The sequence below is a fragment of the Mycobacterium sp. IDR2000157661 genome (assembly GCF_022317005.1).
Classification (GTDB): Bacteria; Actinomycetota; Actinomycetes; order Mycobacteriales; family Mycobacteriaceae; genus Mycobacterium.
Genome location: NZ_CP081006.1, coordinates 3071563 through 3096689, shown reverse-complemented (window position 1 = coordinate 3096689; position 25127 = coordinate 3071563). Strand labels below are relative to the sequence as shown.

Genomic DNA, 25127 nt, shown 5'->3' with positions numbered 1-25127 from the left:
AAGGCCACAACCTTGATCAGTCAAGCGAGCCCCAGAATCGGCTGAGAGCCGCGGCGCCACGCGCCGGGTCCTCCACCATCCACCAGTGCCCCAGCCCGTCAAGCACTTCAGTTCGTGCACCTGCTCGGTCGGCCGCCCTGCGCCGTATCTCCTCGGTGCCGACGAAGGGATCCTCGGTGGCAGACAATGAGAGCCCTGGGCGAGCGGCGGCGTTCTCGAGTGCTCGTCCGGCATCCGCCATCGCCGGTTGACGTGCAGAGCGGTACAGCGCGAGGATCGCCCGTCCCATCTCCGGGCCCTGTGCTGCGGCGAAGGCAGTCGCCACGTCTTGAGGAATGCCGAAACTAACCAGCTGTTGCGCGCGCTCCACCACCGAGCCGTCCTGCATCGTCGCGACCAGCTGCTCGCCGGTTTCGGGGGTCTGAAAGCCCTGTGCCATGTCGTGCCACACGTAGTCCTGGTCGAACAAGCCGACCACATCGCTGGCCCAACTGCGGACGAGGGCGGGGCGGTGCATCACCGCGTTCACCACATGACAGCCGCCCCAGTCGTGCCCGACGAGGTCGACAGGTCCGGCGATGCGCTGCAACTCGCCGATGAGCCAGTCACGATAGGCGAGAGTAGTCGCCGGGAAGCCGGTGGGTAGTGGAGCACCGAATCCGGGCGGCGACAACCGCACCACGTCGGCGCGCCCAAGGGCGTCGACGAGCGGGCCCCACACCGCATCGGTCTCGGGATTGCCGTGCACAAGAACCACAGTCACGGTCGACATCCTCGCAGGCGGTCAGCGGGCAGGCAGGCCCAGCACGCGCTGAGCGATGATATTGCGCTGGATCTCCGACGTCCCGCCGGCGATGGTGCCTGCGTAGGTGCTGATGTAGCGCGCGAACCAGCTCGCGGTGAAAAGGTCTGGCGCATAGGAGTTGTACGGCGCGGTCGAGGCTGGATCGGTCAGACCGTCGACCCCCGCCGCGTCGAGCGCATGCCGCATGGCGTTCTGCTCGGCCTCCGAGCCGAGCACCTTGAGCACGGAGACAGCCGGGATGTCCCGTTCGCCGCGGGCGGCCTGCCCGAGCGCCGCCGACCCTAGTAGGCGCAGCGCCTGATAGTCCATCGCAATCGATGCGTAGTGATCCCGGTCCACCGCGTCGGCGGGCCGGAAATCCTCGAGCAGTTGGTTCAGCCGGTTGGCGAACGACATCCACATCATCGTGCGCTCGTGCCCGAGTGAGCCGTTGGCGACCTTCCAGCCTTCGTGCAGTGGGCCGACGAGGTTCTCGGCGGGCACTCGCACGTCGGTGAAGAACACCTCGTTGAAGTCCAGGCCGTCGCGGTCGTGCACCGACGCAAACGGCCGGCACACCAGGCCGGGGCTGTCGGTCGGGATGAGCAGGGCGCTGATTCCCTTGTGCTTGGGCGCATTCGGGTCGGTGCGCACGAACGTCAGGATCACGTCGGCGTCGTGGGCACCCGATGTCCAGACCTTCTGTCCGTTGACGACGAAGCCGTCGTCGTCGATGGTCGCACGGGTGGTCAGCCCTGCCAGGTCGGATCCGGCGCCCGGTTCGCTCATACCCAGTGACGCCGTCATCTCCGCCCGCAGAATGGGCACCGCCCACCGCTGCTTCTGCTCGTCGGAACCGAATGACAGCAGCGACGCGGCGATGATGCCGACGCCCTGCGGATTGAACGCGTGATAGATCCGTCGCCGGGACAACTCCTCGCGGTGCACGAACTGCTGCAGGATGCCCGCATTACGCCCGCCGAACTCCGGCGCGTTACCGGGCAGCAGCCACCCGTGGTCGAACTGCACCTGCTGCCAGCGGCGGGCCCACTCGGGCACGTGCGACGTCGATCGGGACCGCTCGCCGGCCGCCTCGGCCTCGGCGGGCAGGTGCTCCTCGAGGAATCGGATGAACTCGGCGCGGAAGGCCTCGACGTCAGCGTCGAACGTAAGCTGCACGACCCCGAGGATATCAAGTACTTAACATTTGCGGTCAGGTGCGCTATGACTGAAGGGATGCTCGACGCAGAAAAGATCCTTATCACCGGCGCGACCGGCAAGATCGCCTTCCCGATCGCGCGCGCACTCGCCGGGAGCAACGAGGTGTGGGGCGCCGCGCGGCTGAGAAAGCCCGGTGACCGCGAGAAGCTCGCCGAAGCCGGCATCACACCGATAGTCCTCGACGTCAGCGCGGGTGACTTCGCTGAGTTGCCGTCGGACTTCACCTACGTCTTCCACGCCGCGGTGGACACGGGCCAAGGCGAGTGGAGCCAGTGTGTCGACACCAATGCGCAGAAGTCCGGTGACCTCCTCTACCACTGCCGCTCCGCCAAGGGTTTCGTGTTCTGCTCCACCGGCTCGGTCTACGGCTATCAGGGGCAGCGTCCGCTACGCGAAGACGATCCACCCGGAGTGCCGCTGCGCGCCAACTACAGCTTCTCCAAGATCGCCGCAGAAGCGGTCTGCACGTGGATCGGCAAGCAGTACGACATACCGCTGACCATCATCCGGATTTGCTCCACCTATGGACCCGAAGGCGGCGCGCCCGCCGACCGGTTGGAGATGATGTTGGCGGGCAAGCCGATTCGGCTGTACCCCGACGGTCCCAACAACTACAACCCGATCTACGAGGACGACTACGTCGAGCTCGGCATCCGGGCCATGGAGGTCGCGGCGACCCCGCCGGTCGTCGTGAACTGGGCGGGCAGCGAAACGGTCGGCATCGAGGAGTACTGCGCCTACCTGGGTGAACTGGTCGGCGTCGAGCCGATCTTCGAGTACACGCCCGATGCGCACACCCCGCTGTGGCCCGACGTCACGTACATGCACGAGGTGCTGGGGTCGACGAAAGTGCCGTGGCGCGAAGGCTTCCGTCGGATGATCGAGGCGCGCCGCCCCGACCTGCTGCGGCGCACACAGGGTTCGACGACGGACTGAATGGATCGCAGGATGCAGCTACCCGGCACACCGTCCGACGAGGTGACCGGCGTCCTGGCCGAAGGCCGGGGAGACGTCACCACGCTGTTCGTGTCCATGGCGCGGCGGCATCCCGATGGCGCCGACGCGGACTACTTGCGCTGGCACACCCTAGACCATCGTCCTGAACAGCACCGGCTGTCCGCCGTGCGGGCGTCGTTGCGCCTGGTGTCGACGCCGGAGTGCCGGGCGGTGCGTGCCTGTAGTCGCGACCGCTACGACGAGATCGACCATGTGATGACCTACTTCTTCACCGATCCGGGCGGAATGGAGCCTTTTCTGGCCCTGTCCAAGGCACTCGGCGACGCCGGGCGCAAGCTGCCGCTGCTGCCACCGGTCGAACGTGGGGTCTACAACGTCGCCCGGAAGTCGGCGGCGCCGCGCGTGAAGATCGGCGCCGACGTGCTGCCCTGGTGGCCGGTGCGCGGGGTGTACCTCCTGCTGGAAAGCGCTGGGCGGCCGCCGACCGAGCTGGTGGAGGCCGACGGTGTCGCCGGCGTGTGGTCGGCGACGTCGTTGCCGGTCGGCGCCCGGCTAGCCAGCGCCCAAGCGGGACAGCTGATCTCCTACTGCTTCCTCGACGACGACCCGGTCGTCACGGCGGAAAGACTGCGACCGGTGCTGGACAAGCGGTGGAGCGACGGCGTCGAACCGCTGTTCGCTGCGCCGTTCTACCCCGTGGTGCCGCACGAGTGGGATCGCTATGTGCCGTGAGCGGAGGGTGACGTGCGCGTCGGGTTGATGGTCGGCTCGGACAAGGAACGTCCGCGCGCCGACCGATTGACCGGGTTGCTCGACGACGGAACGTCCGCCGAGAGCCTGGGTTTCGCGTCGTTCTGGATGCCGCAGGTGCCCGGTTACCTCGACGCGATGACGGCGGTCGCGTTGCTCGGGCAGGTCACCGATCGCATCGAGATCGGGACCGCCGTGGTGCCTATTCAGACTCGCCACCCGCTGATCATGGCGCAGCAGGCGCTGACCACCCAGGTGGCCTGCGGCGGACGCTTCACCCTCGGCCTCGGTCCCTCCCACCACTGGATCATCACCGACCAACTCGGCCTGCCCTACGACCGGCCCGCGCACCTGGTCCGCGATTACCTCGACGTGCTCACCGCCGCCTTCACCGGACCCGGCGCGATCGACGTCGACAATGACAGCTACCGGGTGCGGTCCCCCATCGACGTCACCGACGCCTTTGACATGCCGGTGCTGATCGCCGCGCTGGGGCCGACGATGTTGCGCATCGCCGGCGAGCGCACCGGCGGCACGATCCTGTGGATGGCCGACGAACGCGCGATCGGCGAGTACGTCGTACCGACCATCACCAAAGCCGCCACCGCCGTTGGACAACCAAGTATTCGCATCGTCGCCGGCGTTCCGGTGGCGCTCTGCTCGGACGGCGAAGTCGACGACGCCCGCGCCTATGCCAGCGAGGTGCTGGGGCATGCCGACTTCTCCCCCAATTACGTGCGGTTGCTGGAGCACGGCGACGCCGACGACGTCGGGGACACCATGGCCGCGGGCGACGAAGCGACCGTCCTGGCGCGGTTGCGCCAGTACCGCGACGCAGGCGTCACCGACCTCGCCGCCCGCATCGTCGCACTGGGCTCGACCCCGCAGCAGCGGCGGGTGTCGCGCAGGCGGACTCAGGAGTTCGTCGCGTTGCTCGCAGCTGAATTCGGTTCCGGCGCGTAGCTCCCCACGAATTCCATCGGCACCCCGCCCATGGTGCAGAAGAACAGGTCGACCCCGGGTACGCCGGTGTCGAGCATCGTCACGTCGTTGGCGAAGCTGCTCGCCCTCTCGCGGGTGGCGCCGAAATCGCCGGCCATGAAGGACAACGCCGCCAGACCTTCGGGAACCTGAGCGCGCAGCTGCTCAGGCACGTCGAGCACCTCGATCAGACCGGCATCACCACTGCCCAACATCGTCACGTCGGCACCGGCGGACGGCGGCCAATCCAGCGTCTTCTCGAGCACCTCGCCGGGCACGTGCATTCGAAACTGCACGGTCACTCCCACCACCTCGCTCAGAAACTCGATGAGCGTCGGCGCGGAATGGCTGCGCATGACGACGTGGTGGAGTGAACTCGGCATAGTGCGATCCCTTCGTCGCTCACAATAGATAGTTGGACATGCGTCGACTATTTGCAAGCACCAATCAGGCTGTTACAGTGCCCTCATGCCCAGGTCCGCGCCGGTCAGCGTCGCTGACGGTGGTCAACGACGTGCATCATTTCAGCGGGCCCGCTCACATGAGACCAAGCGCGCACTGGTGCAGGCCGCGATGGCGTTGTGGCGCACCAACGGCTACGCGAGGACGACCGTCGCCGACATCTGCCGGGCCGCCGGCGTATCCCGTGCGCTGTTCTACTTCTACTTCCCGGCCAAGGAGGACATCCTCTTCGAGGTCGGTCTGCTGTCGACGCGGGCGGCGCAGAACAAGGTCCGTTCGCTGTTGGCCACGGATTACGACGTGGAGGCTGTCATCGGGCAGGCGCTGCGCAGCCTGGAGCGGTCGATGGCCCGCAACCCGCGCGAGCTGATCATCCAGACGATCCTCGAAGGTTACCGGCACGAACACCGGATCCTGGCCGGCGCCGGGGCTGACGACGCCGATGCCGACATGTTCGGCGAGTTGTTCGCCACGGCGCAGCGCGACGGCAAGATCGCCGCCGACATCGATGTGCAGCACCTGTCGCGGCTGGCCGGTATGCACGTCAGCGAGGGTGTGCGCCATTGGGCGGCGGGTCGTTTCGGCGACAAATCGTTCACCGCGGTGGTCAGCGACGACATCGCAGCCCTTATCACCGGCTTCAACGCACGGGCCGCACGTTGACGGCCGAACCTGTCTCCCGAATTGAAAGGACACCACGATGGCGTGGGACTTCGAGACCGACCCCGAGTATCAGCAGGTCCTCGACTGGGCGGACGAGTTCGTCCGCGAGGAGGTCGAGCCGCTGGACCTGGCGTTCCCCGATCAGCAGTTCGTGCCGCTGGACGACAACCGTCGCAAGGTGATCGATCCTCTCAAGCAGGAGGTGCGCAACCGCGGGCTGTGGGCCACGCATCTGGGACCCGAGCTCGGCGGACAGGGATACGGCCAACTGAAGCTGGCGCTGCTCAACGAGATCCTCGGCCGGTCGCAGTGGGCGCCGATCATCTTCGGCTGCCAGGCCCCGGACACCGGCAACGCCGAAATCCTCGCCCACTACGGTACCGACGAGCAGAAGGACCGCTACCTGCGCCCGCTGCTCGACGGAGAGCTGTTCTCCTGCTACTCGATGACCGAGCCGCACGCCGGCGCCGACCCGACACTGTTCACCACCCGCGCCGTGCGTGACGGCGACGACTGGGTGATCAACGGCTGGAAGTTCTTCTCCTCCAACGCCAGGACGGCGTCGTTCCTGATCGTCATGGTGGTGACGAACCCCGATGTCAGTGCCTATCAGGGGATGTCGATGTTCCTGGTGCCGACGGACACCCTGGGCGTCAAGATCGTCCGCAACGTCGGACTCTACGGGGAACGTGATGACGAGGGTTCCCATGCGCTGATCCACTACGACAACGTGCGGGTGCCCGCCCAGGCGCTGCTCGGTGGGGAGGGCCAGGCGTTCGTCATCGCCCAGACCCGACTCGGCGGCGGCCGCATTCACCATGCGATGCGCACCATCGGGTTGTCCCGCAAGGCACTCGACATGATGTGCGAACGGGCCCTGAGCCGCGAAACGCAGGGCAGCCGCCTGTCGGACAAGCAGTTCGTCCAGGGCTACATCGCCGACTCCTACGCCCAACTGCTGCAATTCCGGCTGATGGTCCTCTACGCGGCATGGGAGATCGACAAGTACAACGACTACAAGAAAGTCCGCAAGGACATCGCGGCGGTCAAGGTGGTGATGCCGACGGTGCTGCACGACATCGCCTGGCGCGCCATGCAAGTGCACGGCGCGCTCGGGGTCAGCAACGAGATGCCGTTCTTGGGGATGGTCACCGGCGCGGCCGTCATGGGGCTGGCCGACGGGCCGACCGAGGTGCACAAGGCCACCGTCGCCAAACAGGTGCTGCGCGACCACCAGCCGAACACCGACACCTGGCCCACGGAGTGGTTACCCGGCAAGCGGGAGAAGGCGCGCGCCAAGTTCGCCGAGTACCTCGAAAGTGAGGTGGGCAACCTGTGACCGAGCTCGCGCTGGACGTTGCGCGGCTCGCGGATTGGATGGATGAGGCAGCCCTGCCCGGCAAGGGTGAACCACTTCAGACCCGCTTCCTGTCCGGCGGTACGCAGAACGTCATCTATGAGTTGCGCCGCGGCGGGCACAGCTGTGCGCTGCGGATGCCGCCACCCGATGCGCCGCCGGACCGCGACAAGGGCATTCTGCGCGAGTGGCGCATCATCGAGGCGCTCGACGGCACCGACGTCCCCCATACCACGGCCGTCGGCGTATGCGCCGACGCCTCGGTGCTCGGCCGGCCGTTCTACCTGATGGGCTTCGTCGACGGCTGGTCGCCGATGGACACCCACGGACGCTGGCCCGAGCCCTTCGACAGCGACCTCACCGCCCGCGCCGGGCTGTCCTATCAACTCGCCGAAGGCATCGCGCTGCTGTCGAAGGTCGACTGGAAAGCCAAGGGACTGCAGGATCTGGGCCGTCCGGACGGATTCCACGAACGTCAGGTGGACCGGTGGACCAGGTTCTTCGAGCGCATCAAGGCCCGCGACATCGAGGGCATGGACGTCGCCACCGATTGGCTGCGCGGCCACCGGCCGCTCGACTTCGTCCCCGGGCTAATGCACGGCGATTACCAGTTCGCCAACGTGATGTACCGGCACGGCGCCCCTGCACGGATGGCGGCGATCGTCGACTGGGAGATGGGCACCGTCGGTGATCCGAAGCTCGACCTCGGCTGGATGGTGCAGAGCTGGCCGGACGACACCAGCGCACCTGCCGACAGCGAGATGAGCTACGTCGACATGCGCGGAATGCCTTCGCGCGCCGACGTCGTCGAGCACTACGCCACCGTGTCAGGTCGGCAGGTCGACGACCTCGACTACTACCTGGTGTTAGCCAAGTGGAAACTCGCCATCGTCTTGGAGCAGGGTTACCAGCGCGCCGGCGACAACGAGAAGCTGCTCGCCTACGGGCCGATCATTGTCGCACTCATGCGCTCGGCCGCCGACCTCGCCGAGTCCAGCGACTATCGGTGATGCGCGCCGCCGTCTGCCCCGATTACGGTCCGCCGGACGTCATCCGCATCGAGGAACAGCCGGTGCCCACGGTCGGTGCAGGCCAGGCGCGGGTGCGGGTGGGTGCCGCCGCGGTGAACTTCCCCGACGTGTTGCTGATCGCGAACGCCTACCAGATCAGTGTGCCCGCCCCGTTCGTACCCGGCAGCGAGTTCGCCGGGGAGGTCACCGAAATCGGCGCTGGCGTCGAGGGGTTGGCGGTGGGCGACCGGGTCACCGGGACCGGGCTCTACGGCGCGTTCGCCGAAGAGGTGACCGTTGCGGTGGCCGGCCTGGCGCCGATTCCGGACGGCCTCGACGACCGTACCGCGGCGGCGTTCGGCGTGGCCTACCGCACGGCGTACCACGCGCTGCGCTCGATGGCCCACATCCGGCAGGGCGACGACCTCGTGGTGCTCGGCGCGGGCGGCGGCGTCGGACTCGCCGCGGTACAACTCGGTGCGCTGCTGGGCGCTTCGGTCACCGCTGTCGCCTCATCGGACGACAAGCTCGACGCCGCCGCATCCTACGGCGCGCGGCATCTGGTCAACCACCGCCAGGGCGCGCTGCGCGAGGGCCTCCGAGAAGCGCTACCCGGTGGGGCGCATGCGGTTCTCGACCCCGTCGGCGGGGAGTTGTCCGAGCCCGCGCTGCGATCGCTGCGCCGCGGCGGGCGCTTCGTCACCTTGGGCTTCGCGTCCGGCGTGATCCCGCGGATTGCGTTGAACCTGGTGCTCGTCAAGGGCATACAGGTGCTGGGTTTCCAGTTTCAGGACGTTCCGCCGAACGAGTTCGCGCGCAACGAGTCCGAGCTACACGAGCACCTCGTCGCCGGGCGGGTCCGTCCCCACATCGGCGCGGTGTACCCGTTCGAGCAGACGGCGCAGGCGTTGCGCCACCTCGCCGACGGCCGCGCCATCGGCAAGGTGGTCATCGAGATGGCTTAGTCGCCTAGCTGGCGGGCACCAGGTCGGCGGCGACCGAGACCATCATCCCGCAGCGGAACGTCTCACAGCCGCCGACGTCGACGGAAGCCGAGTCGAACGCCGCAGCGAGCGCCTTGGCCTTGAAAGCCCTTGCCGCAGCGCTCAAATGATGCTCTGCGTTGTCGACACTGCTGTCGAGTTCAGCAGGCAGCCGTTCTCCCCACAGTGTGACTTCGGTGGCGCCCTGGTCGAGCGCCGTACGAACATGGGTCAGCACGCGCGGGTCGCGCTCGAACATCTCGGCGGCCACCGCAACGGTCTGCGGATGGGGCCGCTCCTGCCACGCTTGCAGCACCGACTCCAGATCCAACGTCCGGGCCCCGAGAATCGTCAGCGGGCGCACGTCCTCATCGTCGCCCACCAACACGGTGACATCCCAGCCCGCCATCACCCTGTCGTAGATCCAGCCGCCCGCGAACCGCACCGCGTCGAGCACAGTCGGCGCGACGATGTCCAACCGGTACCTCATGTCCTGCTCCGCGGCGCCAAGTCCTGCGCCAGCGACTCCGCGTACCCCTTGAACACCGCGGCCAGCGGAATTGAACGATCGAGCAGCCATAGGGTCTCCATTCCGGAAATAAAGGCGAGTATCTCCACGGCCTTGCCGGCCGCATCCAGGTCGGCGCGATACTTCCCGCCGGCCTGACCCCGTTTGATGATCGCGGTGATGATGTCCACCGCGTCGCGATAACGCTTGTGCAACCGGTCGTGCAGCGGCGCGTCCGGAGCGATGTTCTCCACCAGCAGCACGACGAAGGTGCCGATCAGTTCGGGAGCGCGGTCGAAACGCTCGGGCACGCGACTCAACTCGGTGATGAGGTCACCGGCAAGGTAGTCGGCGTGGATCTCGTCGTCGGCGTCGCGGGCGTCGAGCACCGCGTTGAGCAGCTGTTCCTTCGACTCGAAGTGGTGCAGCAGCCCGGCCGGCGTGACACCGGCCTCCTTGGCGATCTGCGCCAGTGAGGTGTTGCGCCAGCCGTTGCGCGCGAGCAGGCGCTCGGCCACGAAGAGGATGCGCTGCCTGCGGTCCTCACCCTTGGCGAGGAGCGTGGCATAGGGCCGCGCAGGCTCCATCGTGGACACCGAACCCCTTCGTTCAACCAACCTAGTGAACACACAGTAGGTAGGTTTCGCCGCTGTGACAAGCCTCTCAGCCGAATTGGGGTTTAGATCGGGGTTACACTGCAGGTCAGCGGCCCTTCTCAGGGGCCCGGCCGTGACGCTGCGGTCACACCGACGGCCAAGCGTGGCGCTGTCGTCACGGTCGCGCGGCACGACGCGACCCCAGGCGGCGGGGCGCCTCCTACAGGCCCAGCGTGTCGGTGAACAGATCCCTACGCACCAGGTGTCCCTGTCAGGCGATGAGCTCGACGACGGTGGCGTTGGCGGTGCCACCGCCCTCGCACATGGTCTGCAAGCCGAAGCGCATCCCGTTGTCGCGCATGTGGTTCAACATCCGCGTCATCAGCACCGCACCCGATGCGCCCAGCGGGTGGCCCAGTGCGATGGCACCACCCAGCGGGTTGAGCCTGCGCTCGTCGGCGCCCGTCTCGGCCAGCCAGGCCAGCGGCACCGGGGCGAACGCCTCGTTGACCTCGAACACGCCGACCTCGTCGATCGTGACGCCCGCTTTGTGCAGCACCTTCTCGGTGGCCGGGATGGGACCGGTCAGCATCAGCACCGGGTCGGCGCCGGTGACCGCACCCGCCCGGTACCGGGCGATCGGGCGCAGCCCCATCGTGACCGCGGTCTCGGCCGACATGACGAGCAGGGCTGCTGCACCGTCGGAGATCTGTGACGAGTTGCCCGCGTGGATGACACCGTCGTCCTTGAACGCCGGCTTGAGTCCGGCGAGCTTGTCGACGGTGCTCCCCCGTCGGACGCCCTCGTCGGCCACGACGGGCTCGCCGCCGGTGAACACCGGCATGAGCTGAGTCTCGAACGCGCCGCTGTCCTGCGCGGCCGCCGCGAGTTCGTGGGAACGCACGGAGTACTCGTCGAGGCGGGTCCGTGAAAAGCCCCACTTGTCGGCGATCAACTCAGCAGAGATGCCCTGATTGAACGAGAAACCCTTGTATCGATCGAGCACCCTCGGTCCGTAGGGCATGCCGGTGGACCGGGCCGAGCCCAGCGGCACCCGGCTCATCACCTCGACGCCGCCGGCCACGACGACGTCCTGCTGTCCCGACATCACCGCCTGCACCGCGAAGTCCAGCGCCTGCTGGCTCGATCCGCAGGCCCGGTTGACGGTGGTACCCGGAATGGTCTCCGGCCAGCCCGCCGCCAGGACGGAATACCGGCCGATGTTGCTCGACTGGTCCCCTACCTGCGACACGCAGCCCCACACCACGTCGTCGACGATCTCGGGGTCGATGCCCGCCCGCTCGACGAGCGCGTTGAGCACGATCGCGGACAGGTCCGCGGCGTGTATGTCCGACAGTCCGCCGTTGCGCTTGCCCACCGGGGTGCGCACCGCCTCGACGATCACCGTTTCACGCATTGTCTTCCTCCGATCTGGACATCTGGTGTTCGCTCTCCCCCTGCCCTTCGAGTGGGAGGCACCCCCACATGTGAGCGGCCCAACGACCAGTGAACGCGGCTTCGCGTTTCTCGGCGAACGCCGCGTAGGCCTCCGTCGAGTCTGCGGTGGCGAAGTTGCCCGGCTGCGCCCGGGCCTCGTTGGCGAGGGCCTCGCGCAGTGTGACGGTGGCGCCGTCGTTGAGCAGCGCCTTGCTCTGCGCGAGCGCGACGGGCGGACCGGCCGCCAGCCGGGCCGCCAGTTCGGTGACGAACGCGTCGATCTCGTCGGCGGCCTTCACCCAGGTGACCAGGCCCAGTGCCCGGGCCTCCTCGGCGTCGACCATGTCGGCGAGCAACACCAGGCGCTTGGCCTGCTGCAGACCGACCAGCCTGGGCAGCAGCCAGGAGCCGCCCAGGTCGACCGACAGGCCGCGCTTGGAGAAGATCTGACAGAAGCGCGATCCCGGGGTCGCCACCACGAAGTCACAGCCGAGCGCCAGATTCCAGCCGGCCCCGACGGCGACGCCGGTCACCTTGGCGATGGTCGGCACCGAGAGCTCGTGGAGGGCCAACGCTACGTCGGTGAGCCTGCGCAGTTTGTGGCGTGGGTGGATGTCCTCGCCGGTGCCGATGTCGGCGCCCGAGCAGAACGCGCCGCCGGCTCCGGTGACGACGAGCGCGCGCAGTGCGGTGTCGCGGGCGGCGGTGCGGAGCGCGTCGGCCAGTTCTTCCCACAACTGGGCGTTGATCGCGTTCTTGCGCTGCGGGCGGTTCAGCATGAGCGTCCGGACCCCGTCGCAATCGGACGTCAACAGCACCTGCTCGGTCACGGGCCGATCACTCCGCCGGCGCGCAGCCGCGCGAGTTCGTCTGTGCTGAGCCCCAACTCGGTGAGCACGGCGTCGGTGTGCTGGCCCAGCGCCGGCACGGCGCCCATCGGCTGCTCGAAGCCGCTGATCACCGGCGGCGGCCGCAAGGCCCGGATCTCGCCCTTGGGAGTATCGACGGTTCGCCAGCGGTCGCGCGCGGTCAGCTGCGGATGTGCGACGACCTCGCTGGGGACGTTGTAGCGCGAGTTGCCGATAGCGGCACCGTCGGCGATCTTCTGGATCTCGGCGAGATCGTGTTGCGCGCACCATGATCCGATGGCCTCGTCGAGAACCTTCCGGTGTGCGCACCGACCGGGGTTGGTGGCGAACCGCGGATCGTCGGCGAGGTCGGGACGCTCGATGATCTCGCGCGCGACGCGCTGCCATTCCCGGTCGTTGGTGGTGCCGAGCACCACAGTCTGGCCGTCGCGGGTGGGAAATGCGCCGTACGGTGCGACCGCGGGCGAGCCGACGCCCAGCGGTTGTTGGTCGATGCCGGAATGCTGGGTGTAGATCAACTGGTAGCCCATCACGTCGGTCATCACGTCGAACAGGCTGAGCGCAACCGACGGCGCCGTCTCGGTGGCGCGGCCGGCCCGGCCGACCAGGAGCGCCAGAATCGAGATCGCGGCGTACAGGCCGGTGGTGAAGTCGGCCATCGCGGGCCCCGGCTTGGCGGGCATTCCCGGATATCCGGTGACCGCACACGAGCCCGATTCGGCCTGTACCAGAAGGTCGTACGCGCGCTTGTGCGAGATCGGTCCGCCGGGCCCGTAGCCGTCGATCTCGACAGGTATGACGTCGGGGTGGCGTTCCGCGAGGTCGCCGGGCGCCAGTCCCATGCGGGCGGTTGTGCCGGGCGCCAGGTTGGAGACGAACGCGTCGGCGCGGTCGAGCAGGCGGTGCAGCAGCTCCATGCCCTCGGGCGCCTTGGTGTTCAGCGTCACCGACTCCTTGCCGCGGTTGCACCAGACGAAGTGCGCGGCCAGCCCGCCGGGCCCGTTGACGACGTCGTCGTAGTCGCGGGCGAAGTCACCGCCGTTGGGATTCTCGATCTTGATGATGCGCGCGCCGAAGTCGGCGAGCACGCGGGTGCACATCGGCGCGGCCACCGCCTGCTCCATCGCGACGACGGTGACGCCGGCCAGCGGTGCTGAAGCGCTCACATGACCATGCCGCCGTCGACCGGCAGCACCTGACCCGTGACGTAGGACGCCGCGTCCGACGCCATGAACACGAACGCACCGGCGACCTCGGCCGGTTCGGCCCACCGCTTCATCGGGATGCGGTTCATCATGTTGGCGGCGAATTTCTCGTTGGTGCGGATGGTCTCGGTCATCGGCGTGGCCGCCAGCGGGGCGAGGGCGTTGACCGTGATGCTCTTCGTGGCGAGCTCGCGCGCCAGGGATTTGGTGAACCCGATGATGCTCGCCTTGGCCGCTGAGTAGTTGACCTGGCCGAGCGTTCCGGTCAGTCCCGCGGCCGAGGTGACGTTGACGATGCGCCCCGTGCCGTCGGTCGGGATGTGGGGCAGCGCCGCCTGGGTGACGTTGAACGCACCCATCACGTGGATGTCGAACAGCAACCGGAACGACTCCGGCGTCGTCTTCTCGAACATCGCCGGCTCGGTGACGCCCGCGTTGTTGATCACGATGTGCAGTTTGCCGCCGGTCAGCGCGGCGGCCTGCGCGGCGGCGGCGTCGGCGGATTCGCGGTCCGACACGTCCAGCGCGGCGGCTTCGGCCCGCTGACCACCGGCCGAGATGCGTTCGGCCACAGCGGCCGCGGCGTCCTTGTCGACGTCGGTGACCAGGACGGCGGCGCCGGCACCGGCGAGCGCCTGCGCGACGGCGGAGCCGATGCCGCCCGCGGCGCCGGTCACCAGCGCCGAACGGCCGGACAGATCGAAGTAGTGGGTCATCGACGTCGCTTCCTCGTTGGCTGTGTTGTCAGTAACTGCGCGGCAGGCCCAGCACGTGCTCGCCGAGGAAATTCAGGATCATCTCCTGGCTCACCGGTGCGATCTTCATCAGCCGCGACTCACGGAAGTACCGCGAGACGTGGTACTCCTCGGAGTAGCCCATCCCACCGTGCAGTTGCAGCGCGCGGTCGGCCGCGCCGAAACCCGCGTCGGCGCACAAATACTTGGCCGTGTTGGCCTCGCGCCCACACGGTTTGCCGTTGTCGTAGAGCCAGGTCGCCTTGCGCAGCACGAGTTCGGCGGCGTCGAGTCGGGCCAGCGAGTCGGCCAGCGGAAACTGCAGCCCCTGGTTCATGCCGATCGGCCGGTTGAACACGTGGCGTTCGTTGCCATACTTGACGGCTTTCTCCAGCGCCACCCGCCCGATGCCCAACGCCTCGGCGGCGATCAGCATCCGCTCGGGATTGAGGCCGTCGAGAATGTACTTGAAGCCCTTGCCTTCTTCGCCGACGCGATCGCCGACCGGCACCATCAGATCGTCGATGAAGACCTCGTTGGAGCTGACGGCGTTGCGGCCCATCTTCTTGATCGGCCGGATGTCGACATGGTCGCGGTCGAGGTCGGTCAGGAACAGCGTCATGCCGTCGGTCTTCTTGGCGCCTCTTTTCTCCAAGTAGTCGGACGACTCGGTGCGCGTCAGCAGCAGGATCTTCTCCGATTCCAGCGCCTTGGAGATCCACACCTTGCGACCGTTGACCCGGTAGTGATCACCTTCCCGCTTGGCGAACGTCGTGATGCGCGAGGTATCGAGGCCCGCACCGGGTTCGGTGACGCCGAAGCAGACGTGCAGGTCACCGTCGACGATGCGGGGCAGCGTCGCGGCCTTGAGCTCGTCGGACCCGTGCTTGACCACGGGCTGCATCCCGAAGATCGTCAGGTGGATGGCGCTGGCGCCGTTCATCGCCGCTCCGGACCTGGCGACCTCCTCGAGCAGCAGCGTGGCCTCGGTGATGCCGAGTCCGTGTCCGCCGTACTGCTCGGGAATCGTCATGCCCAGCCATCCGCCGGAGGCGATCGCGTCGTAGAACTCCTGCGGGAACTCGTGCGCCAGGTCCTTCTTCATCCAGTACTCGTCGTCGAACTTGCTGCACAGCTCGGCGACGGACTTACGGATGATCTGCTGGTCCTCGCTCAGCTCGAACGTCATACCCCCAGACACGTCCGACACGTCCGACACGTCTGTCCTCCTCTGGTATCAGGCCGCACACGTCAGTGCGCCGGCGCAACAACGGTTCTCCCGCACCGGCGCACTCCCGCCAGGCTCCCGGCCGGGTGGCCGGAGCCCGCTTCTGTCCTCAGTCCTTGTTGCCGGTCAGTTCCTTCGCGCTGGCCGCGAAGTCCGCGAAGTTGGCGCCCGTCTTCTCCTTCTTCGACAGGGCTTGGATCGAGACGTCGTGGCCTTCGGCGGCTTTGCGCAGGGCGCCGACGGTGGCTTGTTCCTTGCTGATGTGGGTGAACGGGTCCCAGTGGTACCAGCGCATGGCGTTTTCGAAGGTCATCTTGTTGATCTCGTGATCGGGCACGTTGTTGGCCTTGAGGACCTCGTCGAGCTGCTCGGGCGCCCCGGGCCACATCGAATCCGAATGCGGGTAGTCGGCCTCCCAACAGATGTTGTCCACCCCGATCTTCTCGCGCATCGCGACCCCAACCGGATCGGCAATGAAACAGGTCAAGAAGTGTTCCCGGAACACCTCCGACGGCAACTTGTCGCCGAAGTCCTGACCGGTCCACGTCGAATGCATCTCATAGGTGCGATCGGCGCGCTCCAGGAAATAGGGAATCCAACCCGTCCCACCCTCACTCAGGGCGACCTTGAGATCCGGATACTCCTTGATCGGGCGCGACCACAACAAGTCGGCGGCGGCCTGCACGATGTTCATCGGCTGCAGGGTGATCATCACATCCATCGGCGCGTCCGGGGCGGTGATCGCCAACCGACCCGAGGAGCCGATGTGGACGTTGAGCACCGTGTCGGTGTCGACCAGCGCCTCCCACATCGGCTTCCAGTAGTCGAAGTCGTGAAAGCTCGGATAGCCCATCGCGGCCGGGTTCTCGGTGAACGTCAACGAGTGCACCCCGCGGGCAGCGTTGCGCCGGATCTCGGTGGCGCACTCCTGGGCGTCCCAGATCACCGGCAACGTCATCGGGATGAACCGCGCCGGATAGGCCCCGCACCACTCCTCGACGTGCCAGTCGTTGTAGGCCTGCACCAGCGCCAACGAAAACTCGCGGTCCTCGGTCGCGAACAAGCGGCCGGCGAATCCTGGGAACGACGGAAAACACATCGAGCCCAGGATGCCGCCGGCGTTCATGTCCTTGACCCGCTCATCGACCTGCCAACACCCCGGCCGGATCTCATCAAGACCCTGCGGCTCCAACCCGTACTCCTCCTTGGGCCGGCCCGCCACCGCATTCAACGCGACGTTGGGGATGACGGTGTCGCGGAACTGCCAGGTGTCGGACCCATCGGCGTTGTGCACCAACCGCGGCGCCTCATCGATGTACTTCTTCGACAGATGATTCTTGAACATATCGGGCGGCTCGACGATGTGATCATCAACGCTGACCAGGATCATGTCGTCCTTGTTCATGCCTGTTCCTTTCGTCGCATACCCCGAGGCTATCCATCACCGCAGTTCTCGATGTGAGGAAATTATCTTCTCACTGTACGAGAATCTATGTCCGATGACCACCCTACGGCCCCCTGGCTGGGCGGTTGCGCCCGCGCCGGAACGGCGGTGACCACCGGTTGCCGGTCGGGACGTTGACCATTCGCACCAAAGGTGGAAATCTACTGGCGAAATATGAGAACCTGATTCTCATCGTGGAGAGTGCGAGGAAGGAGTCGGCCGTGCGCTTGCCGCCGCTGCCCGCAGATCGGTGGGACGATGCCGTCGACCACTCGCTGTCCGCCATGTTGCCCGCCGAGCGCCGCAACCCGCGGGACGCAGGCAACCTACTCGCTACCCTCGTCCGTCACCCCAAGCTCACCCGAGCGTTCCTGCGGTTCAACAACCACCTGTTGTTCTCCTCGACGCTGTCACCGCGGCTGCGCGAGCTCGCGGTGCTGCGCGTCGCGCACCTGACCGGGTGTGAGTACGAATGGGCACACCACGTGAACATGGGTCGCGAGACCGGTCTGACCGACGACGACATCGGCGGCATCCAGCGCGGTGAGGTCTCCGACGGACTCGACAGCGCGGTGCTGCGGGCCGTCGACGATTTGCAGGACAAGGCGACGGTCTCGGATGCGACGTGGGCAGCGCTGTCCGACCACCTCGACGAGCGTGCGCTGATGGACCTCGTCTTCACGATCGGCTGCTATGGCGCACTAGCCATGGCGATCAACACGTTCGGCGTAGAACCTGACTCCGAAATCAACGCAGAGAGGTAAGACACCGTGTCATTTTTCCCGAAGCCGGCCGCCGGTAGCTGGACAGAGAACTGGCCGGAGCTCGGCACGGCGCCGGTCAACTACGAGGACTCGATCGATCCCGAGCACTACAAGCTCGAGCAGGAGGCGATCTTCAAGAAGACCTGGCTCAACGTGGGTCGCGTCGAGCGGTTGGCCAGGAAGGGCAGCTATTTCACCCGCGAGATGCCCTCCGCCGGTCACGGCACATCGGTGATCATTGTCAAGGACACCGATAACGAGGTGCGCGCCTTCTACAACATGTGCCGCCACCGCGGCAACAAGCTGGTGTGGTCCGACTACCCGGGCGAGGAGGTGGCGGGCAGTTGCCGTCAGTTCGTCTGCAAGTACCACGCCTGGCGGTACAGCCTCAAGGGTGATCTGACCTTCGTCCAGCAAGAAGGTGAGTTCTTCGACCTCGACAAGTCGCAGTACGGGTTGGTGCCTGTGCGATGCGAGGTGTGGGAGGGCTTCATCTTCATCAACTTCGACAAGGACGCGGTGCCGCTGCGGGAGTATCTCGGCGACTTCGCCAAGGGCCTCGAGGGCTATCCGTTCCACGAGATGACCGAGCACTACAGCTATCGCGCGGAGATCAACGCCAACTGGAAGCTGTTCATTGACGCGTTCGTCGAGTTCTACCACGCGCCGATCCTGCACATGAAGCAGGCGGAGAAGGAGGAGGCCGAGAAGCTGGCCAAGTTCGGCTTCGAGGCGCTGGCCTACGACATCAAGGGTGACCACTCGATGGTGTCGTCGTGGGGCGGCATGAGCCCCCCGAAAGACCTCAACATGGTCAAGCCGATCGAGCGGATCCTGCACAGCGGGCTGTTCGGGCCGTGGGACCGGCCCGACATCAAGGGCATTCTGCCCGATGAGTTGCCGCCGGCCATCAACCCGGGTCGCCACAAGAGTTGGGGCACAGACTCGTTCGAGTTCTTCCCGAACTTCACGCTGTTGTTCTGGGCGCCCGGCTGGTACCTCACCTACCACTACTGGCCTACCGCCGTGGACAAACACATCTTCGAGGCGGATCTGTACTTCGTGCCGCCGACGAACCTGCGCCAGCGGCTGTCCCAGGAACTCGCGGCGGTGACGTTCAAGGAGTACGCGTTCCAGGACGCAAACACCTTGGAGGCCACGCAGACGCAGATCAACACCCGGGTGGTCACCGACTTCCCGCTGTGCGACCAGGAGATCCTGCTGCGCCATCTGCACAAGACGGCACACGAGTACGTGAACCGGTACAAAGAAGCCAAGGCTGCCGGAAACGGTTCTGCCGACGGCAATTCGGTATCGCAGGCGAACGAGAAGGATCCCGCCAATGTCTAAGTTGCCCGAAGAATTCGCCGACCTGGAGCGCTTCGCCGACTGGTGCCTGCCGACCGAGGAGGAGCGCTACCAAAAGCGCCTGAACTCGACGATGGAAGAGATGCAGGAGCTGTACGACGCGGGCATGGCGCGCCTCGAGGACATCATGGTCTACGTCGACGCCCGCTTCCCGCTGTCGAGCATGCCCGACGACGCGAAGGCGCTCGTGCATCTGGGACAGTCGATCGTCATGGTGAGCTTCCCGATCGAGGTGTGGAAGCAGCCGCGCGTGCTCGACAGCGGCGCGTCCTATATCCAGCTGATCAAGGAGCCGGTGGTCTGACCGTGTCCGTCACGACGCTGCGGGCCGCGGGTTACGTCGACGTCGATGCCGGCGAGATCGTCCGGCCGGGCGTCGTCAGGATCGAGGGCGACACCATAGTCGGTGTCGGCGGCTCGGCCGACGAAGGTGACGTCATCGATCTCGGCGATGCGATTCTGCTGCCCGGACTGATGGACATGGAGGTCAACCTCCTGATGGGCGGCCGGGGTGAGAAACCCGGGCTGTCCCAGGTTCAGGACGATCCCGCGACCCGGGTGCTGCGCGCAGTGGGCAACGCCCGCCGCACGCTCCGGGCCGGCTTCACGACGGTGCGAAATCTCGGACTGTTCGTCAAGACCGGCGGTTACCTGCTCGACGTCGCGTTGGCCAAGGCGATCGACGCGGGTTGGATCGACGGACCCCGGGTCGTGCCCGCAGGCCATGCGATCACGCCGACCGGCGGGCACCTCGACCCGACGATGTTCGCCGCGTTCATGCCCGGTGCGCTGGAACTGACCGTCGAAGAGGGCATCGCCAACGGCGTCGACGAGATCCGCAAAGCGGTGCGCTACCAGATCAAGCACGGTGCGCAGCTGATCAAGGTCTGCGTGTCCGGTGGCGTGATGTCGCTGACCGGAGAGGCAGGCGCGCAACACTATTCGGACGAGGAACTGCGCGCGATCGTCGACGAGGCCCACCGGCGTGGACTACGGGTTGCCGCGCACACGCACGGCGCCGAGGCCGTCAAGCACGCCGTCGCCTGCGGCATCGACTGTATCGAGCACGGCTTCCTCATGGACGACGAAGCCATCCAGATGCTGGTCGACAATGACCGGTGGCTGGTGACGACGCGTCGACTGGCCGAAGCGATGGACGTCTCCAAGGCGCCGAAGGCCCTGCAGGACAAGGCCGCCGAGATGTTCCCGAAGGCCCGTACCTCGATCAAGGCGGCCTACCAGGCGGGCGTGAAGATCGCCGTCGGCACGGACGCGCCGGCGATCCCACACGGTCGCAACGCCGACGAACTGGTCACCCTGGTGGACTGGGGCATACCGCCGGCGGCGGTCCTGCGCGCCGCGACGGTTGTCGGCGCCGACCTGATCGGCAGATCCGACCTCGGCCGCATCGCCGAGGGCTACCTGGCCGACATCATTGCCGTGCCCGGTGACCCGTTGGCCGATATCAGCGTTACACGAGACGTCAACTTTGTAATGAAAGACGGTAAGGTCTTCAAGAATGACAGTGTCACATAGCGCCAGGACCGATGACCTGGTCGAGATCCAGCAGCTGCTCGCGAAGTACGCCGTCACCATCACCCAGGGCGACATCGACGGGCTGGTCTCGGTCTTCACCCCGGACGGCACGTACAGCGCCTTCGGCTCGACGTACACGCTGAACCGCTTCCCCGAACTCGTCGACGCCGCACCCAAGGGCCTGTTCATGACGGGGACGTCGCTGGTCCGGCTCGATGACAGCGATCCCGACAAGGCGACCGGCACGCAGCCGCTGTGCTTCATCGAGCACTCCAAGCACGACATGCGCATCGGCTATTACAACGACACCTATGTCCGCACCGAGGACGGCTGGCGGCTGAAAACCCGTGCCATGACCTTCATCCGGCGCAGCGGCGAACACGACTCGGGCCGTCCGCACGCGATCGGAAGGCCCGACGCTGGATGACTGACGACCTTCACGAACCCGCCGTCTTCCGCACGGCACTGCGGGAATGGCTCGACAAGAACGAGCTGACCCCGTCCGGCAACCATTCCCTCGACGCGCACCAGGCCCAGCACCTGCGCGTGCTCAAGGCGCTCTACGACGCGGACTGGATGCGCTACGGCTGGCCCGAATCGGCGGGCGGGCTGGGTGGGCCCGACATCCTGCGCGCCATCGTGGGCGAGGAGATCGTCGGTCGCGGCCTGGACCATCCCGGCCCGTACTCCATGCTCGACGTGCTGACCCCGACGATGATCGACTACGCGCGACCCGAACTGGCCGCCGAGATGGTGCCGAGGCTGCTGTCGGGTCAGGAATCCTGGTGCCAGGGCTTCTCCGAACCGGGGTCGGGCAGCGACCTGGCGTCGCTGAGCACTCGCGCTGTGCAGCAAGGGGACAACTGGGTGGTCAACGGCCAGAAAGTCTGGACCAGCTTCGCCCAGTACGCGACTCGCTGCATCCTGCTCACCCGCACCGGCGACGCCGGCACCCCCGACCACGAGGCCATTACCGCGTTCTTCGTCGACCTGGATTCGCCAGGCGTATCGGTGCGGCCGTTGCGCACCATGCACGACGTCGACGAGTTCTGCGAGGTGTACTTCGACGACGTCGCGGTCCCGGCGGACCGGATGCTCGGCCGGCCCGGCGACGGCTGGAAGGTCGCGATGGACCTGTTGCCCTACGAGCGTTCGACGTGCTTCTGGCAGCGCATCGCGTATCTGTACTCGCGGTTCGACGCGCTCATCGACCAGGTGAAACGGCAAGGGCAGTCGGTGGACTCGGACCTCGGTGAGGCGTATCTGGCGCTACACACGCTGCGCTGCCGGTCCCGGGTGACCCAGCACCGTCTGGGCGAGGGTGAAAAGTTGGGCCCCGACACCTCGATCGACAAGGTCCTGCTGGCCGGTGCCGAACAACGCCTGTACGACACCGCCCGCGATCTGCTGCCGGGCGTCATCGAACTCGACGACTCCCCATGGCGCACCGAGTATCTGTACTCGCGCGCGGCCACCATCTACGGCGGCACCGCCGAGGTGCAGCGCAATATCATCGCCCGCCGCCTGCTCGACCTAGGGAAGGAGTGAGGAGTGCACACCGGTTCTGACGCCGACTCACTCGGCATGCTCGAAGACGGACTCCGCAAGACCATGTTGTCGGCCTCCGGCGCCGACCTCGATGCGGCGCTGGCCGAACTCGGCTGGGCCGACATGCTCTCCGACATACCGGATCAGGCGATCCCGCTGGTGTTCCGGCTGATGGGCGAAACCGGTTCGCACGCTTCGATTCTCAACGATGTGCTGCTCGAGACCATCGGCGCCGAGCCCGGCGGGACACCTCCGATGCCGTACGCCGGCGGCGACTGGGTGGTGTGGAGCCGCACGAGTGTGCCCGACCCGACTCTGGGCGGGTTGCCGCTGCACCGCGTCCCCGACGGGCAGCTGATGCGGATGGGCGAGGCCCGCCGCGCCGCGGGTTGGTGGCTGGTCGGTTCGGCCAAGGCGATGTTGACACTGGCCCGCCGACACGCACTGGACCGGGTGCAGTTCGGCAAGCCGATCGCGAGCTTCCAAGCGGTGCGGCACCGGTTGGCCGAGACGCTGGTGGCCATCGAGGGCGCCGAGGCGACGCTGCGCCTGCCCGGTGACGAGAGTCCGGACCTGACGGCGATGCTGGCCAAGGCCGCCGCGGGCAGAGCCGCGCTCACCGCGGCCAAGCACTGCCAGCAGGTGCTGGGCGGCATCGGGTTCACCGAAGAGCACGACCTGCACGTGCACGTGAAGCGGGCGCTGGTGCTCGACGGATTGTTGGGCAGCTCACGGGAACTCACCCGCCGGGCCGGAGCGGGCCTGCGGGCCCGCGGCTCAGCTCCCCGCCTGGCGTACTTGTAGCGCGCCTCCCCCCTTTTTTCCGCGAGCGTGCGTGTTTGGACCCGACACGCCGCGGAATGTCAGCACTGTGCGCACGTTCGCGTCAATGTGAATGTGCACAACTGCGAATCTATCCACAACTGAGCCCGCTGCTGCATCGCGCACCCACCGATCGGTTCGACGATTGCTGCCGTGGATGCAACCTTGCAGCGCCTGTTCGACCAGCAGGGCGGAGTGGCCACCAGCGGCCAGATCCTGGCGATCGTGTCGAGGTACGAGTTCGAGGCCGTACTGAAACGGCGAGCAGTCGAACGAATCTGGCAAGGAGTCTACTGCCTCGGCGAGCCGACCGACCAACTGCGATTGCGGGGCCTCGACCTGACGACTGGGACTACCGTCGCGGTGTGCTTGGCCACCGCGGCAGCGGTTCACGGCTTCGACACCGAACAGCCACCCGAGTTGCACGTGCTGAATCCGCCGCACCACCAGTTGCGTCCCGTCGACGGCCTCGTCGTGCACCGGCGCGAGGGTGCACCGCTGGTCATGGCGGCCGACCGGCCCGCGACCGCGCCGGCATGGACGGCTGTCGAGGTGGCCCGCGGTCTGCGTCGCCCCCGCGCCTTGGCCACCCTCGACGCCGCGTTGCGCTCCGGGCGCTGTTCATGCGCCGAGATGTGGCGCGCCGCAACGTCACAGAGCGGCCGCCGCGGGATCGTTGCCGTTCGCGAGCTATTGCCCCTTGCCGACGCACGCGCGGAGTCGCCGATGGAGAGCGAGGCGCGCCTGGTGATGATCGACGGTGGGTTGCAGATGCCGGAATTGCAGTATGAGGTCGTCGACGGAAACGGTGAACTCCGGCGCCTCGACTTCGCCTGGCCCGACTGCCGCGTGGCCGTCGAGTACGACGGCGTCGACTGGCACGCCAACCCGGACGCGGTGCGCAACGACCGCCGCCGGCGACTGGCGCTGCAGGACGTCGGCTGGACCGTTATCTCGATCGTCTCCGACGATGTCCGCCATCGGGCGTGGGACTTCGTGGCACGCGTCAACCAGCAGATCGCGCACGCCCGCGCCGCCTGACGGTGCGTAACATGCCGCAATTCCAGGGCGTGTCGGGTGCAGACACGCACGCTCGCGCCGAGGAGGCCACATACCTACTTGATGTTGGCTTTCATCTCGTCCAGGTTCACCAGCACCGGCCATCCGCTCACGCTCAGGGCGTTGCCGTGACCGGTCTGATGGATGTCGAACACCGACTGGATCGCCGCGTAGAAGCCCTGCACGTCGAGCGTCTGGTTGACCGCGCGCTTGGCCTGTCGCAACGCGAACGGCGACATCTTGGCGATCTGCTCGGCCAGCGCACGCGTCTCGGTGTCCAGTTGGTCGCGGGGCACCACCCGGTTCACCATGCCGGTCGCCGCGACCTCCTCGGCCGTCATCGCCCGGCCGGTGAACAGGATCTCCTTGGCCTTGCGCGGGCCCAACTCCCAGGTGTGCCCGTGGTATTCGACGCCACCGATGCCCATCAGCACCACCGGGTCGGAGAACTGCGCGTCGTCGGCGGCGACGATGAGGTCACACGGCCAGCACAACAGCAGACCGCCGGAGATACACCGGCCCTGCACCGCGGCGATCGACGGCTTGGGCACGTTGCGCCAACGCAACGTGTACTCCAGGTAGCGCTTGGCCTCGTGCTGGATGATGAACTCGAGCGTGATCTTGTCCGGTACCGGCCCGCCGCCCCGCATGTCATGGCCCGCCGAGAAGTGTTTGCCGTTGGCGCGCAACACGATCACCGAGACGTCGTTGTCCTCGGCGGCGCGCGTCCATGCGGCGTCGAGTTCGTCGAGCAGCTCGGGATTCTGGGCGTTGGCGGCCTCCGGGCGGTTCAGCGTGATGGTCGCGATGCGGTCGCTGACCTCGTAGTCGATGTACATGA

General features: G+C 66.9%; 27 protein-coding genes. 15 read left to right on the top strand and 12 right to left on the bottom strand.

All coding sequences use genetic code 11. The features are described 5' to 3' along the window. Positions 1-16: 16 nt before the first annotated feature. Together K3G64_RS16280 and K3G64_RS16275 are read right to left on the bottom strand one after the other, a co-directional pair. Positions 17-763 (bottom strand): alpha/beta fold hydrolase, encoded by a 747-nt coding sequence (locus tag K3G64_RS16280; RefSeq protein ID WP_238885754.1) that lies wholly within the window; start codon positions 761-763, stop codon positions 17-19. Between the two features lie 21 nt (positions 764-784). After that, the gene (locus K3G64_RS16275) at positions 785-1963 is read right to left on the bottom strand and encodes an acyl-CoA dehydrogenase family protein (RefSeq protein ID WP_238885752.1); all 1179 of its coding nucleotides are present in this window, start codon (positions 1961-1963) and stop codon (positions 785-787) included. Between the two features lie 45 nt (positions 1964-2008). Between K3G64_RS16275 and K3G64_RS16270 the strand changes: the two genes are divergently transcribed. The 3 genes from K3G64_RS16270 to K3G64_RS16260 are packed head-to-tail and all read left to right on the top strand — an operon-like array spanning position 2009 to position 4675. Continuing rightward, complete coding sequence (locus tag K3G64_RS16270) at positions 2009-2941, top strand: NAD-dependent epimerase/dehydratase family protein (protein WP_238885750.1); 933 nt, start codon at positions 2009-2011, stop codon at positions 2939-2941. Positions 2942-2953: 12 nt separating this feature from the next. Next, positions 2954-3694, top strand: coding sequence for a hypothetical protein (locus K3G64_RS16265; protein ID WP_238885747.1), 741 nt, complete (start codon positions 2954-2956; stop codon positions 3692-3694). A gap of 12 nt (positions 3695-3706) precedes the next feature. Then, positions 3707-4675 carry a TIGR03564 family F420-dependent LLM class oxidoreductase gene (locus K3G64_RS16260; protein WP_238885744.1) on the top strand — a complete coding sequence of 323 codons (969 nt, stop codon included), beginning with the start codon at positions 3707-3709 and terminating at the stop codon, positions 4673-4675. On the opposite strand, the gene K3G64_RS16255 is transcribed toward K3G64_RS16260, so the two are convergent. Continuing rightward, the gene (locus tag K3G64_RS16255) at positions 4627-5076 is read right to left on the bottom strand and encodes a VOC family protein (protein ID WP_238885743.1); all 450 of its coding nucleotides are present in this window, start codon (positions 5074-5076) and stop codon (positions 4627-4629) included. The genes K3G64_RS16260 and K3G64_RS16255 overlap by 49 nt on opposite strands. Before the next feature lie 85 nt (positions 5077-5161). Between K3G64_RS16255 and K3G64_RS16250 the strand changes: the two genes are divergently transcribed. From K3G64_RS16250 to K3G64_RS16235, 4 genes are read left to right on the top strand one after another with little or no spacing between them, the layout of a single operon-like run. Continuing rightward, entirely contained in the window at positions 5162-5818 is a 657-nt protein-coding gene (locus K3G64_RS16250) for a TetR/AcrR family transcriptional regulator (protein ID WP_238885741.1), read from the top strand. A 37-nt stretch (positions 5819-5855) separates the two neighbouring features. Continuing rightward, positions 5856-7157: an acyl-CoA dehydrogenase family protein gene (locus tag K3G64_RS16245; RefSeq protein ID WP_238885739.1), complete on the top strand. Its 1302-nt coding sequence runs from the start codon at positions 5856-5858 to the stop codon at positions 7155-7157. A 38-nt stretch (positions 7158-7195) separates the two neighbouring features. Beyond that, entirely contained in the window at positions 7196-8185 is a 990-nt protein-coding gene (locus K3G64_RS16240; protein ID WP_370647214.1) for a phosphotransferase family protein, read from the top strand. After that, positions 8185-9150, top strand: a complete 966-nt coding sequence (locus K3G64_RS16235) for an NADPH:quinone oxidoreductase family protein (RefSeq protein ID WP_238950735.1) — start codon at positions 8185-8187, stop codon at positions 9148-9150. The genes K3G64_RS16240 and K3G64_RS16235 overlap by 1 nt, the downstream gene beginning before the upstream one ends. Before the next feature lie 4 nt (positions 9151-9154). Here the strand turns inward: K3G64_RS16235 and K3G64_RS16230 are convergent, their stop codons facing one another. From K3G64_RS16230 to K3G64_RS16195, 8 genes are all read right to left on the bottom strand, one after another. Further along, positions 9155-9658 carry a hypothetical protein gene (locus tag K3G64_RS16230; RefSeq protein ID WP_238885735.1) on the bottom strand — a complete coding sequence of 168 codons (504 nt, stop codon included), beginning with the start codon at positions 9656-9658 and terminating at the stop codon, positions 9155-9157. Then, on the bottom strand, positions 9655-10263 hold the full coding sequence (locus K3G64_RS16225) for a TetR/AcrR family transcriptional regulator (RefSeq protein ID WP_238950733.1): 609 nt from the start codon (positions 10261-10263) through the stop codon (positions 9655-9657). The genes K3G64_RS16230 and K3G64_RS16225 overlap by 4 nt, the downstream gene beginning before the upstream one ends. Positions 10264-10543: 280 nt before the next feature. Beyond that, positions 10544-11689 carry a thiolase family protein gene (locus K3G64_RS16220; RefSeq protein ID WP_238885733.1) on the bottom strand — a complete coding sequence of 382 codons (1146 nt, stop codon included), beginning with the start codon at positions 11687-11689 and terminating at the stop codon, positions 10544-10546. Further along, positions 11682-12527, bottom strand: coding sequence for an enoyl-CoA hydratase/isomerase family protein (locus K3G64_RS16215; protein WP_255728114.1), 846 nt, complete (start codon positions 12525-12527; stop codon positions 11682-11684). The genes K3G64_RS16220 and K3G64_RS16215 overlap by 8 nt, the downstream gene beginning before the upstream one ends. 8 nt (positions 12528-12535) lie before the next feature. After that, a complete protein-coding gene (locus tag K3G64_RS16210; protein WP_370647211.1) occupies positions 12536-13702 on the bottom strand; it encodes a CaiB/BaiF CoA transferase family protein in 1167 nt (388 codons plus the stop codon). Positions 13703-13740: 38 nt separating this feature from the next. After that, positions 13741-14499: an SDR family NAD(P)-dependent oxidoreductase gene (locus tag K3G64_RS16205; RefSeq protein ID WP_238885729.1), complete on the bottom strand. Its 759-nt coding sequence runs from the start codon at positions 14497-14499 to the stop codon at positions 13741-13743. A gap of 28 nt (positions 14500-14527) precedes the next feature. Then, complete coding sequence (locus tag K3G64_RS16200) at positions 14528-15706, bottom strand: acyl-CoA dehydrogenase family protein (RefSeq protein WP_238950729.1); 1179 nt, start codon at positions 15704-15706, stop codon at positions 14528-14530. 148 nt (positions 15707-15854) lie between these two features. Further along, the gene (locus K3G64_RS16195; protein ID WP_238885726.1) at positions 15855-17150 is read right to left on the bottom strand and encodes an amidohydrolase family protein; all 1296 of its coding nucleotides are present in this window, start codon (positions 17148-17150) and stop codon (positions 15855-15857) included. 260 nt (positions 17151-17410) lie between these two features. Here K3G64_RS16195 and K3G64_RS16190 point away from each other — a divergent pair, with 260 nt between their 5' ends. The 8 genes from K3G64_RS16190 (at position 17411) to K3G64_RS16155 (ending at position 24268) form a co-directional block, all read left to right on the top strand. Continuing rightward, complete coding sequence (locus K3G64_RS16190) at positions 17411-17953, top strand: carboxymuconolactone decarboxylase family protein (protein ID WP_238885724.1); 543 nt, start codon at positions 17411-17413, stop codon at positions 17951-17953. A 6-nt stretch (positions 17954-17959) separates the two neighbouring features. Then, complete coding sequence (locus K3G64_RS16185; RefSeq protein ID WP_238885723.1) at positions 17960-19303, top strand: aromatic ring-hydroxylating oxygenase subunit alpha; 1344 nt, start codon at positions 17960-17962, stop codon at positions 19301-19303. After that, positions 19296-19625: a hypothetical protein gene (locus tag K3G64_RS16180; RefSeq protein ID WP_238885721.1), complete on the top strand. Its 330-nt coding sequence runs from the start codon at positions 19296-19298 to the stop codon at positions 19623-19625. The genes K3G64_RS16185 and K3G64_RS16180 overlap by 8 nt, the downstream gene beginning before the upstream one ends. Positions 19626-19627: 2 nt before the next feature. Then, positions 19628-20857, top strand: a complete 1230-nt coding sequence (locus tag K3G64_RS16175) for a metal-dependent hydrolase family protein (protein WP_238885718.1) — start codon at positions 19628-19630, stop codon at positions 20855-20857. After that, positions 20841-21284, top strand: coding sequence for a nuclear transport factor 2 family protein (locus K3G64_RS16170; protein ID WP_238885717.1), 444 nt, complete (start codon positions 20841-20843; stop codon positions 21282-21284). Before K3G64_RS16175 ends, K3G64_RS16170 begins: the two co-directional genes overlap by 17 nt. Next, entirely contained in the window at positions 21281-22405 is a 1125-nt protein-coding gene (locus K3G64_RS16165; protein WP_238885716.1) for an acyl-CoA dehydrogenase family protein, read from the top strand. Before K3G64_RS16170 ends, K3G64_RS16165 begins: the two co-directional genes overlap by 4 nt. 36 nt (positions 22406-22441) lie before the next feature. Then, positions 22442-23209 carry an acyl-CoA dehydrogenase family protein gene (locus K3G64_RS16160; protein WP_238950728.1) on the top strand — a complete coding sequence of 256 codons (768 nt, stop codon included), beginning with the start codon at positions 22442-22444 and terminating at the stop codon, positions 23207-23209. 171 nt (positions 23210-23380) lie between these two features. Next, complete coding sequence (locus tag K3G64_RS16155) at positions 23381-24268, top strand: hypothetical protein (protein ID WP_238885715.1); 888 nt, start codon at positions 23381-23383, stop codon at positions 24266-24268. A gap of 74 nt (positions 24269-24342) precedes the next feature. Here the strand turns inward: K3G64_RS16155 and K3G64_RS16150 are convergent, their stop codons facing one another. After that, complete coding sequence (locus tag K3G64_RS16150; RefSeq protein WP_238885714.1) at positions 24343-25125, bottom strand: enoyl-CoA hydratase; 783 nt, start codon at positions 25123-25125, stop codon at positions 24343-24345. Positions 25126-25127: the final 2 nt, after the last annotated feature.

Excerpts from the sequence above, each read along its gene's own strand:
- K3G64_RS16210 (WP_370647211.1), bottom strand. The coding sequence starts at position 13,702 with ATGGAGCAGGCGGTGGCCGCGCCGATGTGCACCCGCGTGCTCGCCGAC.
- K3G64_RS16225 (WP_238950733.1), bottom strand. The coding sequence starts at position 10,263 with ATGGAGCCTGCGCGGCCCTATGCCACGCTCCTCGCCAAGGGTGAGGAC.
- K3G64_RS16265 (WP_238885747.1), top strand. The coding sequence starts at position 2,954 with ATGCAGCTACCCGGCACACCGTCCGACGAGGTGACCGGCGTCCTGGCC.
- K3G64_RS16200 (WP_238950729.1), bottom strand. The coding sequence starts at position 15,706 with ATGACGTTCGAGCTGAGCGAGGACCAGCAGATCATCCGTAAGTCCGTC.
- K3G64_RS16270 (WP_238885750.1), top strand. The coding sequence starts at position 2,009 with ATGACTGAAGGGATGCTCGACGCAGAAAAGATCCTTATCACCGGCGCG.
- K3G64_RS16205 (WP_238885729.1), bottom strand. The coding sequence starts at position 14,499 with ATGACCCACTACTTCGATCTGTCCGGCCGTTCGGCGCTGGTGACCGGC.
- K3G64_RS16230 (WP_238885735.1), bottom strand. The coding sequence starts at position 9,658 with ATGAGGTACCGGTTGGACATCGTCGCGCCGACTGTGCTCGACGCGGTG.
- K3G64_RS16170 (WP_238885717.1), top strand. The coding sequence starts at position 20,841 with ATGACAGTGTCACATAGCGCCAGGACCGATGACCTGGTCGAGATCCAG.
- K3G64_RS16250 (WP_238885741.1), top strand. The coding sequence starts at position 5,162 with ATGCCCAGGTCCGCGCCGGTCAGCGTCGCTGACGGTGGTCAACGACGT.
- K3G64_RS16165 (WP_238885716.1), top strand. The coding sequence starts at position 21,281 with ATGACTGACGACCTTCACGAACCCGCCGTCTTCCGCACGGCACTGCGG.
- K3G64_RS16150 (WP_238885714.1), bottom strand. The coding sequence starts at position 25,125 with ATGTACATCGACTACGAGGTCAGCGACCGCATCGCGACCATCACGCTG.
- K3G64_RS16220 (WP_238885733.1), bottom strand. The coding sequence starts at position 11,689 with ATGCGTGAAACGGTGATCGTCGAGGCGGTGCGCACCCCGGTGGGCAAG.
- K3G64_RS16240 (WP_370647214.1), top strand. The coding sequence starts at position 7,196 with ATGGATGAGGCAGCCCTGCCCGGCAAGGGTGAACCACTTCAGACCCGC.
- K3G64_RS16180 (WP_238885721.1), top strand. The coding sequence starts at position 19,296 with ATGTCTAAGTTGCCCGAAGAATTCGCCGACCTGGAGCGCTTCGCCGAC.
- K3G64_RS16255 (WP_238885743.1), bottom strand. The coding sequence starts at position 5,076 with ATGCCGAGTTCACTCCACCACGTCGTCATGCGCAGCCATTCCGCGCCG.
- K3G64_RS16245 (WP_238885739.1), top strand. The coding sequence starts at position 5,856 with ATGGCGTGGGACTTCGAGACCGACCCCGAGTATCAGCAGGTCCTCGAC.
- K3G64_RS16195 (WP_238885726.1), bottom strand. The coding sequence starts at position 17,150 with ATGAACAAGGACGACATGATCCTGGTCAGCGTTGATGATCACATCGTC.
- K3G64_RS16160 (WP_238950728.1), top strand. The coding sequence starts at position 22,442 with ATGCTCGAAGACGGACTCCGCAAGACCATGTTGTCGGCCTCCGGCGCC.
- K3G64_RS16235 (WP_238950735.1), top strand. The coding sequence starts at position 8,185 with ATGCGCGCCGCCGTCTGCCCCGATTACGGTCCGCCGGACGTCATCCGC.